Annotated in this window: 11 protein-coding genes; 2 read left to right on the top strand and 9 right to left on the bottom strand. The window is 61.5% G+C overall.

The features are described from left to right. Positions 1-193 precede the first annotated feature (193 nt). Complete coding sequence (uvsE, locus tag CLV45_RS00895) at positions 194-1,108, top strand: UV DNA damage repair endonuclease UvsE (protein WP_100334516.1); 915 nt, start codon at positions 194-196, stop codon at positions 1,106-1,108. A gap of 35 nt (positions 1,109-1,143) precedes the next feature. Beyond that, complete coding sequence (locus CLV45_RS00890) at positions 1,144-1,500, top strand: hypothetical protein (RefSeq protein ID WP_100334515.1); 357 nt, start codon at positions 1,144-1,146, stop codon at positions 1,498-1,500. Positions 1,501-1,590: 90 nt separating this feature from the next. Here the strand turns inward: CLV45_RS00890 and CLV45_RS00885 are convergent, their stop codons facing one another. From CLV45_RS00885 to CLV45_RS00840, 9 genes are all read right to left on the bottom strand, one after another. Beyond that, positions 1,591-1,830, bottom strand: a complete 240-nt coding sequence (locus CLV45_RS00885) for a hypothetical protein (protein ID WP_100334514.1) — start codon at positions 1,828-1,830, stop codon at positions 1,591-1,593. Positions 1,831-1,971: 141 nt separating this feature from the next. Next, a complete protein-coding gene (locus CLV45_RS00880) occupies positions 1,972-3,039 on the bottom strand; it encodes an acyltransferase family protein (RefSeq protein WP_157807209.1) in 1,068 nt (355 codons plus the stop codon). An 87-nt stretch (positions 3,040-3,126) separates the two neighbouring features. Continuing rightward, positions 3,127-4,164: a hypothetical protein gene (locus CLV45_RS00875; protein WP_100334512.1), complete on the bottom strand. Its 1,038-nt coding sequence runs from the start codon at positions 4,162-4,164 to the stop codon at positions 3,127-3,129. A gap of 133 nt (positions 4,165-4,297) precedes the next feature. Next, a complete protein-coding gene (locus CLV45_RS24760; protein ID WP_157807208.1) occupies positions 4,298-4,834 on the bottom strand; it encodes a hypothetical protein in 537 nt (178 codons plus the stop codon). Positions 4,835-5,037: 203 nt separating this feature from the next. After that, positions 5,038-6,270 (bottom strand): aldose epimerase family protein, encoded by a 1,233-nt coding sequence (locus tag CLV45_RS00860; RefSeq protein ID WP_100334509.1) that lies wholly within the window; start codon positions 6,268-6,270, stop codon positions 5,038-5,040. Positions 6,271-6,337: 67 nt separating this feature from the next. After that, positions 6,338-8,251, bottom strand: coding sequence for a DUF294 nucleotidyltransferase-like domain-containing protein (locus CLV45_RS00855; protein WP_100334508.1), 1,914 nt, complete (start codon positions 8,249-8,251; stop codon positions 6,338-6,340). A gap of 2 nt (positions 8,252-8,253) precedes the next feature. Then, positions 8,254-8,946 carry a 3'-5' exonuclease gene (locus tag CLV45_RS00850; protein ID WP_157807207.1) on the bottom strand — a complete coding sequence of 231 codons (693 nt, stop codon included), beginning with the start codon at positions 8,944-8,946 and terminating at the stop codon, positions 8,254-8,256. Between the two features lie 101 nt (positions 8,947-9,047). Then, a complete protein-coding gene (locus CLV45_RS00845; protein ID WP_100334506.1) occupies positions 9,048-12,119 on the bottom strand; it encodes a glycoside hydrolase family 2 protein in 3,072 nt (1,023 codons plus the stop codon). 82 nt (positions 12,120-12,201) lie between these two features. After that, positions 12,202-13,221 (bottom strand): pectinesterase family protein, encoded by a 1,020-nt coding sequence (locus CLV45_RS00840; protein ID WP_245882500.1) that lies wholly within the window; start codon positions 13,219-13,221, stop codon positions 12,202-12,204. Positions 13,222-13,348 lie beyond the last annotated feature (127 nt).

Below are 13,348 nucleotides of genomic sequence, written 5' to 3'. Positions count from 1 at the left end.
CTCGTTGGTTCGAGGAAGGGCTTACCTCTTTAGGGCACTCAGCACATTTGAGAGGCCGGGTTGCCTCGTAAGCTCGCAAGGACACATTCTTCGCATTAACCCACATTTCTCACAGTAAGATTAGCACATTCCCCGCATTAGCAGCTGAGCACATTAAAACAACCTCCCCTTTTTGCCCGCGTACACCCAGTCTATGAGAATTGGGTATCCTTGCGTTAATGAATCGTTGGACTGCACCTCGTCGGCTACGTTTCGGCTGGCGTCGTATTCGGCCGAGCGGGTGGAGCTGGCCGTGGCCAGCAACCTGATCTGCCTGCAGCGGATTCTAGAGTACAACGTGGCCAATGAGCTGCGCTTTTTTCGGATCAGCTCGGGCATTGTGCCTTTTGGCTCCCACCCCATCAACACCTTTCCGTGGCAGACGCGCTTTGCCGCCGAGTTCCGGGCCATTGGCGACTACGTGAAGGCCCAGCGCATGCGCATCTCGTTCCACCCCGACCAGTTTGTGGTGCTCAACTCGCCCAGCGCCGACATTGTGCAGCGCAGCATTGCCGAGCTGGTCTACCAGGGCTCCATGCTGGATCTGATGGGTCTCGACAGCACTGCTAAGCTCCAGATTCACGTGGGCGGCCTCTACGGCGACCGGGACCTGGCCATCAGTCGGTTTATTGCTACCTACCGGGAGCTGCCGGCAGCCGTGCAGCGCCGTCTGGTTATTGAGAACGACGACCGGCTGTTCAGCCTGCGCGACTGCCTGCGGGTACACGAGGCGGTGGGCATCCCGATTCTGTTCGACAACTTTCACCACGAGTGCCTCAACCACGGCGAGCCCATGGCCGAGGCCCTGCAGCTGGCCGCCGCCACCTGGCACCCCGAGCGCGACGGAGTGCTGATGATGGACTATAGCTCCCAGCAGCTTGGGGAGCGCAAAGGCAAGCACACCAGCACCCTGGAAGAAGAGCTTTTCCGCGAGTTCCTGACCCACCTGCACGGCCTCGACGTAGATATCATGCTCGAAATAAAGGACAAGGAAGCCAGCGCCTGCCGGGCCGTGAGCGTGCTGCGCGAACTGCAGCTAGTGGCGGCTGAGGCCGGCACCCTATCCTAGCTACCATTTTCTTTTCTTCTATTCCTCCCCCCTTCATGGCCAACGACACCCTGCCCCAGAACCACCTCACCAATACTATTACTGCCCTCAAACAAGGCCTGACCAGTATTCCCATCAGCGCGGCGATGGACAATACGGAGGCTTGGCAGCAGGAATTTCTCCAAAGCGGCATTCCGGCGCTGCAAGATATTGCCCGGGAGTTGGGCAATTTGCAGTCGTTATTGACGGCGCCCAAGCTAAACGGCCCCGACATCGGCCGGTCCTTGAGTTTGCTGGGCTCCCAAACCACGCAGTACGCCTTCCAGGCCAGCGCCGAGCAGCAAGCCGACATCCGCTCCATCGGCGACCTGCTGCTGCGCCTCGGTACCGACTTGCAAAACCAACCGTCGTAAGAAATCAGCCTTTGTAATCAGTACCAAAAGTCCCGCTAGCAGTATGCTAGCGGGACTTTTGGTGCGCTTATACATCAGTTACGAACGGGGCTATATTCCTTTCCGCTCGGTTGTTTTCTTGTGCGTAGTTGTCGTGTGGCGGGTAGTGGCGGCGGCTGGCTTACGGCGCGTCGTGACGGTGCGCTTGGCCTGGGTTGTTTGGGCCGGTTTGGGCGCCGCTACCGTGGTGGTCGTTTGAGTGGCAGCGGCAGCAGTTTGGGTTGGAGCCGTCTGGGCCGAAGCAGCAGAGGCCAAAGCCAGCAGGGCCAGCAGGGACAGAGTGGTTTTCATGGTTGGAACGGGAGCTGAGAGTGGACAAGGAGTTCTGGTCCGTGTACGGTTCAGCTTGCCGTTTGGCTAAAATTGCGTGCCCGTTTTTCTCTGGCTGAGCGGCTGTTTTCCCACAGCCCCCCAACCGGCGGCCAGCACTACTTACTCGCGACTTAGCCCGGGAGCGTGCTCATAGGGAAAAAGGCGTTGCAGACTCAAAAATGGCCGCTCAACAAACCGCCACGACAACCAGGCCACGGCCAGCAATAACAGCCCCATAACGGCGCCGGCCGCCACCGTTGTTTCCCAAGCCAGCACAGCCTGGTAGTAATGGCCGTGCGCAATAAGGCGCCCTACGTGATGCAACAGCCGGTGCAGAATAACGGGCACGTACAGATGATACAGGTAGAGCCCGTAGCTCAGCCGGCCGAGGCCGACCAGCGCGGGCTGGCGCAGCAGCCACTGGGCCGGGGCCGCTTTGGTAGTGAGGGCTAAGGCAATGCTAGCGGCGGCCGCCAATGCCAGACAGGAAGGCCCTAGCAGCGCAAACCCCGTGGCCCAAGCACTGGCACTGAGCCACATATACAGGCCGCCGCTCGCCAAGAGCATGCCAACCCAGAAGCGGGTTGGTAAGCGCCGCCGCTCCAGCACCAAACTTAACCCGGCCCCGATGGCAAAAAGGTCCAGACAGGCCGGGGTCAGGATCAGGGAAAACGAAGTTGCGGTGCGCTCCAGCAGCCACCAGCGGATAAGGGGCCCCGCTAGTCCCAGCAGCGCCAGCCCCGGCCCCAGCCAGCGGCGGGGTAGCAGCAGGACAACCGCCGGCCAGAAAAGGTAAAACTGCTCTTCCACCGCCAACGACCAGAAATGCCCCATTCCTTCTCCCCACTGTTGCTGGCGAAACAAGAAAATATTGGCCCCGTGCAGCACAAACCACTGCCAGGCCTCCCGCATGTACGGTAGCTTCAGCGCCCAGGCCAATAGCAAGGCGCAATAGTAGGCCGGCAGTAGCCGCAGGATGCGCCGGGCAAAAAAAGAGTAAACAATGCTGCCTCTTTTATTACCCGCAACCGGCGCCGCGGCCCGCCGCAGAATGGCCGTAATCAAAAAGCCGCTGAGCACGAAGAAGGCCGTTACGCCCACTCCGCCCCAGTCAGCCACCGCATTCGTAGCCGGAAACCAGTGCGAAATCAAAACCAGCACAATGGCAACCGCCCGCAAAACATCCAATTCAGGCCGGTAAAAAGGTCGGGATGGTGGGGCGGCAGCAGAAGTAGGCGGGTACATAGGTTGGCAAAAGCAATGGTGGGCCCGGGGCTACTTCGCTAGTTCTACCGGCCACAAGCGCCGGAGCGCCGTGAACAGAGGATGACGGTCAACAATTAGGGCTACTGCGGTACTTACCACGGGAGCCGCCAGCAGCAGCATCCGGCTCATTTCGCCCGAGAGCAGCATATGCACCACCACAATGGCCAGTACGCACAGCACCAGCGACCCTCGCAGCCGGGGCAACCATTGCTCAATAGCGGATTTTCCGCCCCAGAACCCGGCCAGCACGACCAGATTGAATAAGCCGTAAACTCCGCTGCAAATAAAAAGTCCCCTGGCCGAAAGTAGCCAGCGCAGGTTGCTGAGCATATTGTATCCGTGCCTTAGGGCGTTGACTACGGAACCCAGGGCGGCAGGCGGCGCCAGGGCATCGACTACCGCGTGCAGGCCGGCTACCAGGGCGGCCGCGCATAGCATGGTTACCAGGCGCTGCCAAAGCGGAACGAAGCCGCCGTAGAGCACCACCACGGGCAAAAACAAAACCAGGGACTCCTTTAGGGCGGGCGCCAGCAGGATGACGGCCAACAGCAGCGGGGCAGAGCGCACCGTTAGGGCGTAGTACAGCAGCACCACCATCAGCACCACTGCGCTGTCGACCAGCACAAAGCCCGTGACGTAGGCAGCCGCGCCGCACGTGAGTACGGCCGCCATGCCAATTAGGGATGACCCAGCCGCTGCTCCGTGGGCGCGGGCCAGCCGGTAGAGGTACAGCCCGGCGCCGGCCAGCAGCAGGGTATTGACCAGAAAAAAGCTCCCGCTCAACACGGACTCGTCGGTACCCAGCACTGCCCGGGCGGGGCCCGCTCCTATTCGCGCTATGGCACCCGCCACCAGTGGCACGATTATCCGGTACCGGTGCGTGACGTTGACGTCGAAATTGCCTTGGGCCATCTGCAAATAGCTTTGCTCGTCGATGGTGTAGCGGCCGGAGTGGTTGGCCAGCACCACGCAGGAGTTGCCCCACAGCAGGGCAACGGCGAAGAGGTAGACTGGCCAAAAAGACTTCCAGAACGCGGTAAGCGGCATAGCACAAGCAAATAGACAGCAATATACTCGCCCCGGGCCGTCTTACTGCATGTGCGCCGGCGACAAAGCCCCTTACGCAAACAGCCCCCGCTGCCGGAGGCAACGGGGGCTGTTGGTAGAATTCCTTGGGGAATTACATGCCGGGCTTGGTTTTAGCCTTAGCCTTCATGGAATCATCCTTGGTTTTCATTTTGCCTTTTTTATCGGCTTTCGTCTTCATTTTGCCACCTTCCATGGTGCCCGAATTCATCGTCGAACCCGACGTGGTGCCGGTGTCCATCGTGCCGGTGCCCGAGGTGGTGCTCATCGTGCCGGACGTGGTGCCCGTGCCGGTTGAGCCCGAAGTAGTGCCGGTATTATACGTACCGCTGGTGGTGCCGGTGCCCATGGTGCCCGAGGTCGTACCCATCGTGCCGCTGGTGGTGCCCATGCTGCCCGAGGTGGTACCGGTCGAGCCATTGTAGGTGCCGCTGGTGGTACCCGTGCCCATCGAGCCCGAAGTGGTACCGCTGGTCATCGTACCCGAGGTCGACGCGCCGCTGGTCATCGTGCCGGATGTGGATGAACCCGATGTCGAAGCCCCGGCAGTGGTAGAACCCGAAGTCGTTTGGGCCGAAGCCGAAGTGATACCAGCTGCGAAAAGGGCGGCGAGAGCGAATGCAGTTTTCATAGTGTGAGAGTTTGTGAAGTAGAGAGAAGGTACCGCGTTGGTTGTCCACGGTAGAGTCTCATACGGGAAAACTCCTCGGGTGTTGAGAAAATTACCAAGCAAACCTCCACAAAGCGGCCGGCCCTACGCGCAACGGGGCACAAAAAACCGCCTGAGGGGGACTCAGGCGGCTCTTTCGTAGGCTCACAATATGGCGCGCTGGGCTAGGCTTCGCTGTTGGCCGCCTGGATTCCGAATTTGTAAATCGTAGTCGACTGCAGGGTCTGGCCGGGCTGCAGCGTGGTGCTGGGAAACTTAGGCTGGTTGGGCGAGTCGGGGAAGTGCTGGGTTTCGAGGCAGAAGCCCGCGTGCTTGCCGTAGACCGTGCCGCCCTTGCCCGTGAGCGTGCCGGCCAGGAAGTTGCCGGTGTAGAACTGGATGCCGGGCTCGGTGGTGAGCACCTGCAGCGTACGGCCCGAGGTGGGCTCACTCACCAGGGCCACGGGCCGCAGCTTGCCCGCGTCGTTGAGCACCCAGTTGTGGTCGTAGCCGCCGGGCACCTGCGCAATTCGCTCCCCAATGGCGTGGGGCGTGGTAAAGTCGAAAGGCGTCCCTTTCACGGCGCGCAGCTCCCCGGTCGGAATCAGAGCGGCATCCACAACGGTGTACCGGTCAGCGGGCAGCGTGACTTGGTGGCTTAGTACGTCTTTGCTCTGCCCGGCGCTGAGGTTGAAGTAGCTGTGGTTGGTCAAATTGACGGGCGTGGCTTTGTCGGTGGTGGCGGTGTAGTCGATGCGCAGCTCGTCGGTCGTGGTCAGCGTGTAGGTCACCGTCACACGCAGGTTGCCGGGGTAGCCTTCTTCCCCGTCCTTGCTCAGGTAGGTCAGCTTCAGGCTCTGGCCCCGGGCCAAGGTGCCCGGCTCGGCCTGCCAGATAACCTTGTCGAAGCCCTTGAGCCCGCCGTGCAGGTGGTTGGGCCCGTTGTTCTTGGCCAGTGTGTATTGCTTCCCGTCCAGGGTAAACTGCCCCTTGGCAATGCGGTTGCCGTAGCGCCCGATTAATGCGCCGAAGTAGGGCCCGGCTTTCTGGTACTCGGGGCTCTGGTAGCCACTCACGTTGTCGAAGCCCAGCACAACATCGCCGAGCGTACCGGCCTTGTCGGGCACGAGCAGGCTGGTCACGATGCCGCCGTAGGTGCTGATGGTGGCTTTCAGACCGTGGGCGTTGGTCAGCGTGTAGAGCTGCACCTCGGTCCCGTCCGAGGTTTTGCCGAAAGATGCGGAAGTGGGCATATTCTTAACTGAATCAGTAGTGGTGGATGAGGCAGCACCGGGGCTGCCCGCAGTTTGCTCGGGCTTTTTGGCTTGCTCACAGCCCGTGAGCAGGGCGGCCAGCAGGCTGCCGGAGAGCAGGGCCGAGCGGAAAGAAAACAGCGGAGTAGGGTTTGGCAGTAGCATAGAACGTAGATGGGGTTGGAAAGGCAACGTAAGGAAGCCAAAAACGCGGATTTTCACCTCGGCCGCGCTATAAAGTCTTGGCAAAGCCGACCTTAATCTTGAGTTGGAAGTCGCCGATTACCTTGAATATTTCCTTCAGGCTGACTTCCTCCACCCGGGTCAGGGTCTTGGGGTCGAGGTAATTGTCGGGGCGGCGTTTGTCGCTGATAATCTGCACGGCCTGCTTCTTGAGGCGCATGCCCATCAGGTAGTAGTACGACTGCAGCAGTTCGTGGTACTCTTTCTCGCTGAACACGCCCTGCTCCTGGAGAGCCGCCAGCCGTTCGCCGGTGTTGGTCAGAAAGATGCGGTGCTTCAGGGCGTAGATGCGGGCCAGGTCCACGATGGGCGTCATGGTTTTCTTCAGGTTAAAAACCTGCTGAGAGCCCACGGTGAAGGTGCGGATGTTGCGAAAAAACGTGAGCGGGGCCTCAAACTGCAGAGCATTGATGGCCAGGTAGTAAAAAAACCGGTCGTGGGGCGTTTGCAGCTGCTCGCTCAGGAAAGCCTGCAATTCTTCCATAATGGTGGCGTCGCCGTAGAGGTAGCGGCAGTCGAAAAAGGCGGCAAACTGCATCACGGCCTCGGGGTTCGACTCGCTCATCCACTCGGTGTAGTTGCGTTTCCAGTGCGAGAGAGAATGGGTCCACTTGGAATTTTTAGCCATGAAGCCGCCCTCGCAGAAGCTGAAGCCGATATCGTTGAGCTGGTCGGACACGAGCGTGGCAAACTGCTTGAAGTAGGCCCGCACGGCCTCGCGCTGCTCGTTGGCCTTGTCCTCGTAGATAATGGCGTTATCCTGGTCGGTGAGTAGGGTTTGCTCTTTGCGGCCTTCGCTGCCCAGCACCATAAACACAAACTTGGCCGGCGGCGGCCCCAGCTCCTGAATCACGCCCTCGATAACCTTGAGGGCAATGGTGTCGGAAATGCTGGTGATGAGCTGGTTCACGATTTCGGGCTTCACCCCGCGGTCCAGGAGCTGGTACACCATGTCGGGCACTTGCTCCCAGCGCCGCCGCAGCTCCGGGCCCGACACGGCCTGCTTCACCGACTGAATGAAGATAAACGGCGACTGGGCCTGGTCGCTGAGCAGCTTGTTGCGACTCACAAAACCCACGTAACCGCCAGCCTCCCCCTGCACGAGCAGGTAGCGGGTTTTGGTCTGAAACATCAGCAGAATAGCCTCATACACGAAAGCCTGGGCGCTGATGCTGACCACCGGCGCGTCCATAACCGAACTCACCGGCCCGCGCGCATCGGCCAGGCCGGCCACCACTTTGTCGCGCAGGGTAATGTCGGTGACGTAGCCGGTGATGGTGCCCGGCGCGTCGTCGGCGGTAATGAAGTAGCAGCTGGTGCGGGCTTCGGCCATGCGGCGGGCCACCTCGCAGATGGGCGTGGCGCCGGGGCAGGCCAGCAGCTCGCGCAGCTCCACGGCTTCGAGGCGGCGCGAGTAAAGCTGGTCGGAAGCCAGGTAGTTCTGGGCGATGCTGCCCTGGTTGAGCTTGACGAAGTGGGCGTACTCGTCGTCGAGCATGCGCTGCCCGTACTTGGTGGTAAAGTGCTCGAAGAAACTGGGGTAGGCCTGGCACAGGGCCCGAAAGTCGCGGCGGTGCAGAAAGTACACCCGGGTGCCGCGCTTGGCCAGCACCGTACGCAAAGACCGTTTCTTGTTGAGCAGCACCGAAATACCACCGTAGCAGCAGCCCGGCCCGCAGTGCTCCACCAGCCGCTTCGTTTGCTGGCTGTCGTAGAAAAACGTTTCGTACTCGCCTTCCACCACGATGTCGAGGCCGCGCAGCTTGGACACGTCCTGCAGGTAAATCACGGCTTCGCGCGGGTGGGTTACTTCCTCCAGCAGCTCGGCAATTTCGCGCCGCACGTCCTCGGGCAGCAGGTCGAAGGGCTTCACGGTGCGCAGAAAATCTATCCGGTCAGTCATGGTTAGAGCAGTATGAGGTAGGCGGTCAGCAAAGCCAGCAGCAACAAACCCAGTCCGGCAAGTATAGCCCAGTACCGGGGTGCGGGAGCCGCGCCGGGCCGCTGAAACGGCGCTTGAGCGGCAATGACTTCATCGGTAATGTCGCCCAGGCGCCGGAGCTCGAAAAAGCAGCGGGCCGTGGCGTAGGCATCCACCAGCGCGTCGTGCTGCCGCGCCAGGGGCTCCCGAAACAGCCGCTCGTGCAGCTCGCCCAGGCGCAGGTAGCGCTGGGGGCCATTGCGCACGAAGCTGCCGGTGGGCAGCATGGTGCAGAAGGTGGGCAGCACTTCCAGCGGGTTTTCGAGGCCGGCCCGGTAAAAGCCCACGCCCAGCATGTGAAAATCGAGCTTCATGAAATGGGCCACCACCAGGGGCTCGTAGCGCAGCAAATCCTGAAACAGCCGGTGCAGCACCTCGTGGCGGGGCCGGCCGTGCGCCAGCAAAAACTCCCGGGTCAGGCCGTGCACGCGCACCGAGGCGGCACTCACGTCGTAATCACTGGACAGGATGTAGTGGTTTTCGGCTTTGACTTCCTGCCCCTCGCGCGAGTAGACCACCCAGGCCAGCTGGGCAATATGGGGCCAGTTGCCCAGCACCGAGTACGGCTGCGACCAGTCCTGCGGAATGCCGGAGGTTTCGGTATCGACAAAGAGCACATACTCTCTCACGGCGGGGACAAGGCTGGTAGTGGGGCGTACGTAGGGTGCGGATGCGGCCCAAGATACAGAACCACCGCCGCTGCCGCCCGGTTCGGGGTTTATTCCGGCCGACCTGCGAAGCGCAGCATGTTGAGCAGCAGCTGCTGGCCCACCAGGTTGGCTTTGTTTTGCTGGGAGGTGTTGAAGGTTTTCAGGGCCTCGTTTTCCCCGTCGCCCTCGGCCCGCTGCCCCACCTTTACGTCCTTGAGGCAGGCGGCCATGTCCAGGGCCGAGAGGATGATGCGGCCCCGGCCGTGGGGAATAACGCTCAGGGCCGAGTACACCTCCTTTTTGTGGTCCGACACGCAGCCCACCACGGTTTCGCCGTTAAACAGGCGCAAGCCCAGGCGGCTGCGGTTGTAGGTGGCAAAGCACTGGTACTCCCAGTTGAAGACGCAGCTCTGGGGCAAACCCTCGAACAGCGGGTGGCTCTTGACGAAGTAGTTGCCGCCGTACCAGCTGGTGCCCAGCTCCTTGAGGCCGCGGTAGTCTACCACTTCCTTGCGGCCCAGGTGCGTGGCCCACTTGTCGATGTTGCCCACCACAATCAGCGTATTGCCCTCGTTGACCCACTCCAGGATGTCGGTTACCAGCGGGTTGCCGGTTTGCTGCGGATTGAAGGCACCCACGAGCAGGTACTGCCCCTCCGGCCGGCCCGACTTATACTCCCGAAACCCGGCCACGCCCACCGACTTCAAATACCGGCCCAGCACCCCGCTGGTGTCGGCTACCATGCCCCGGGCGGGAATGCCGGCCGTAGTGAGCTGCACGGCCAGCATTGAGTCGTCACCGGAAGCCATAGTCTTGCCGCCGCCGAGTAGCTCGGCCGTGACGTTGGTGTAGCCCGCCGTGCGCGGAGTGATTTTCAACCCGGCTTTGAGCAGCTCCCCGTAGGTGGTGCCCCCGCTCACGCGCACCGGCACGCGGCGGCTAAATACCACGGCACCTTTCTCGTCGGTGGCCTTGACCTGCAGCGTGTACTTGCCGCGCAGGTTGGCTTCGTTCACGATAAATAAGTCCACCGTCGTCGTGTCGCCGACGCCCAGGACTTTGCGGTTCATTTTCACGGCCACGTAGAGCGGGCGGTTGTAGCGGGCAATGAGCTCGACGTCGCCCTTGGGGTTGCGGTAGTTGTCCACGATGCCGGAGTGGTTTTCCAGCATCATGCTTTCCCAGCCGTTCACCGCGTAGCCGTCGGTAGTGTTGTTAATTCGGATGTTTTCAATGGCCCGGCCCTGGTAGTAGTAAGCCACGTTGCCCATGGCCTTGGTTAGGGCGTCCACGGTGGGAAAGGCCTGCCGGAAGCCGGCGTGCGTGGTCAGAAACTGGTCGTAGGCGTCGTACCACTGCAGGTAGCTGGCCGTTTCCCAGCCCTGGTCCGGACCGGTTTTCAGGATTTCGTCCCGAATCAGCTGCAGGCGGGGCGGCGTGCCGATGGCGCCTTCCTCGCCGTAGTAGATGATTTCGTCCCGGTGGTCGGTGTAGCGCAGGTAGTTCTTGGGGTTGGAGTAGAGGTTGTCGTGGTAAGTACCCGGGCCGCCGGCGTGGTGCTGGTCAAACCAGCCGTAGTCGTGAAATTCGGTGCTGTAGGGCAGCAAATGCAGCTTAAAGCGCGGGTTGGGCTTGAACGTCGGGTCGCCGTTGGAGGAGTTGTAGGTCAGCAGCCGGGAGTTGTCCAGCTGGTGGGCGGCCAGCATCTGCTGGCGGTCCTGTTCCTGGGGCGGGGCGCCCCGCTCGTTGTGGAAGTTATAGATGACCAGGGCCGGGTGGTTTCGGTCGCGCCGGATCATGCGCAGCACTTTCTCGGTGCGGGTGGCAAAGTAGAAATCGGTCTGCCGCCGGCCCAGCGAGTCGGTGGGGTTGAACTTGTCGGCCGGGTAGGAATTGCCGCCGGGCTCCTCGAAGTAGAGCAAGCCCAGCTCGTCGGCGTAATCGAGCACGTTGGTTTGACCGATGGTGCGGTGGAAGTTGAGCATGTTCAGCCCCAGGGCCTTGGCCGTTTCCACCTGCTTGCGGGCCAGCGCGTCGCTCGGGGCTATGCCATTCACCGGCCAGAAACCCCAGGAAATAGAAGTGCGCAGCACGATGCGCTTGCCGTTGAGAAAGAACTGCCGGTCGCCGCCGGCCACGTCCTTGATTTCAAACCACCGGAAGCCGAAGCGCTGGGCGTAGGTGTCGGCCGTCTGGTCGGCCCCCTGCCAGGTAGCGGTTAGCACGTACAGATTGGGGCTCTCCACGCTCCAGAGCCGGGCATCGGGCACGCGCACCGGCACCGACTTGGTGCTCAGCCCCGTCGGCAGCTCGCCCATGGGAATACGCTGGGTAAACACCGTTTTGTGCCCGTCTTTGGCTTCCTGAATCTGCACGAGCAGCGTGCCGGCGGCCGGTTTACTGCTGCGGTTATCGGCCGTTACTTCCACCACGACCTTGCGCGGGTCGGGCTGGTTTTTGACGAACACGTCACTGATAAACACCGGGTCAGTAGCGCGCAGCCGCACGCGGCCGGTGATGCCGCCGAAACCGTGGGTGGGAATCGTGCGGTAATTGCCCCACATGAAGTTCTGGGAGTCGCGCCAGTCGAAGTTGCCGTTGGGGTCGGTGATGCGGATGGCTAGGTCGTTGTCCTGCCCGTAACGCACGAAGTCGGTAATATCAACTTCGAACGGCGTGCTGTTGACCAGGTCGTAGCCCACCAGCTTCTGATTCACGAAGATTTCGGCCCGAAACCGCACGCTCTCAAACTGCAGCGTCACCCGTTTGCCGCGCAGCCCGGCCAGCACCGGCAGCTTGGTGCTGAACCACGACACGCCCAGGTAATTGCCGCTCAGCCCAAAGGCGTTGCCGTTGCGGCCCCAGTAGTACCGCTCCACGGTGGCCGGCAGGTGCACCGTTTTGGTATCCCCGGTATTCAGTGCCGCCCAGCCGCCGGTAGGTTGAGGCTGGGGCAGCTGCGCTACGTTGACCGGCGGCACAAACAGCCGGTCCTCAATCCAGTGGGCCTGAGGGTCGAGCCACAGTTTCCAGTCCTGGCCGGAAAGGTCCTGCTCCACCCGGCCCGTCGGCGCTTGCGCAAAAAGTGGAAGCTGGCAGAGCAGGCCGATGAGGAGGAGTAGCGGGGTTCGGAGGTGCATGGATGATAGTTGAATTCGATTCCGCACAGTCATGTCTTCCGCTGGTCGACAGGACGTTCTGTTCATTTCACTTGGCCCTCCCCTACTTCCGGGCCGGGTCCCAGCCTTCGCCGCCGGCGAAGACGGCTTTGAGCGTGTACTTTTTGGCTTCCTTAGCCGTGAGTTGGCGGCTCCATTTTACCCGCTCCTGAGGCTTGGCACCGGGTCCAGTGGAGTGGTATTCGGCATAGTACACCGTCTTTTCGTTGTCGGGATTGCGCCAGTTGTCCCAGCCGGCGGGCGTGATGTGGGCGCCCAGCTCGCAGTTGATGAGTACCGTTTTGGCATTGGGCCGCCAAGGCCGGCCGAGGTAGACCTTATTGACATCGGCGCCGGCGGCGGTGAGCTTGCAGTTCAGCAGCACGTAGCCGTAGCGCTGGTGCGCGGTGGTGGAGGCGGCCGTAACGTAGGAGTTGCGCTTACTGCGCAGTTCGCAGCCCTCAAACACCACCGTAGCCGTGCCGAAGACGAAGTCGGTGGTGCCTTCGATGTAGCAGTCTTTGTAATACTGCCGGCTGTTTTCCACGGCCATATACAGCGTGTCCTGGTTGCCCAGCATGCGGCAGTTACGGAACGTGGCCCGGTCGCCTTCCACGTGCAGGGCCACGGCCTGACCCACGGGGCCGGCGGAATTTTCGAAGGTGAGGTTCTCGGCCGTGAAGTCGTTAGCCTGCACCAGCACGGTGTGGGAAGTGTAGGTATTGTGCTTCGCGGCGTCGCCGGAATAGTCGCCGAAGGTGATGACGACGCCCTCCTTGCTCTCGCCCAGCAGCGTCACGTGGGTTTTGTGCGAGGGCACCACCAGCTTCTCCCGGTAGGTGCCGTTTTTAATGAATATCGTCACCGTGACCTGCGACAAATCCCGGGAGGCATTCACGGCCTCCTGAATCGTGCGGTAGTCGCCCGAGCCGTCCAAAGCCACGGTCATGCGCGTGACCTGGGGCGGCGCGGGGGCCGGCTTGGCGGCTGGCGTGGTGGCAGGCGGCGCAGGCGTGGTTTGGGCGTGAAGAGTGGTGGCGCCCAGCAGCAGCACGGCAGCAAGGATAAGGCGGGGAAATTGCATGCAGCAGATCGGTACTATCTATGGAAAGAAAAACAGAACGGTCCTGCAGATCATTCTGCACAGCAAGCAGAGAAGAACCTTCTCGCGGACTGCTGTTGCTGGAAAAAGAACGTCATCCCGAGCAAAG

Source organism: Hymenobacter chitinivorans DSM 11115, from assembly GCF_002797555.1.
Lineage (GTDB): Bacteria > Bacteroidota > Bacteroidia > Cytophagales > Hymenobacteraceae > Hymenobacter > Hymenobacter chitinivorans.
Note: the sequence above shows the minus strand (reverse complement) of the source record. Positions and strands in the feature narration are given on the sequence as shown.

Bases quoted from the DNA above. Each gene is read 5' to 3' on its own strand.
- uvsE (WP_100334516.1), top strand. From the start codon at position 194: ATGAGAATTGGGTATCCTTGCGTTAATGAATCGTTGGACTGCACCTCG.
- CLV45_RS00890 (WP_100334515.1), top strand. From the start codon at position 1,144: ATGGCCAACGACACCCTGCCCCAGAACCACCTCACCAATACTATTACT.
- CLV45_RS00885 (WP_100334514.1), bottom strand. From the start codon at position 1,830: ATGAAAACCACTCTGTCCCTGCTGGCCCTGCTGGCTTTGGCCTCTGCT.
- CLV45_RS00875 (WP_100334512.1), bottom strand. From the start codon at position 4,164: ATGCCGCTTACCGCGTTCTGGAAGTCTTTTTGGCCAGTCTACCTCTTC.
- CLV45_RS24760 (WP_157807208.1), bottom strand. From the start codon at position 4,834: ATGAAAACTGCATTCGCTCTCGCCGCCCTTTTCGCAGCTGGTATCACT.
- CLV45_RS00860 (WP_100334509.1), bottom strand. From the start codon at position 6,270: ATGCTACTGCCAAACCCTACTCCGCTGTTTTCTTTCCGCTCGGCCCTG.
- CLV45_RS00855 (WP_100334508.1), bottom strand. From the start codon at position 8,251: ATGACTGACCGGATAGATTTTCTGCGCACCGTGAAGCCCTTCGACCTG.
- CLV45_RS00845 (WP_100334506.1), bottom strand. From the start codon at position 12,119: ATGCACCTCCGAACCCCGCTACTCCTCCTCATCGGCCTGCTCTGCCAG.
- CLV45_RS00840 (WP_245882500.1), bottom strand. From the start codon at position 13,221: ATGCAATTTCCCCGCCTTATCCTTGCTGCCGTGCTGCTGCTGGGCGCC.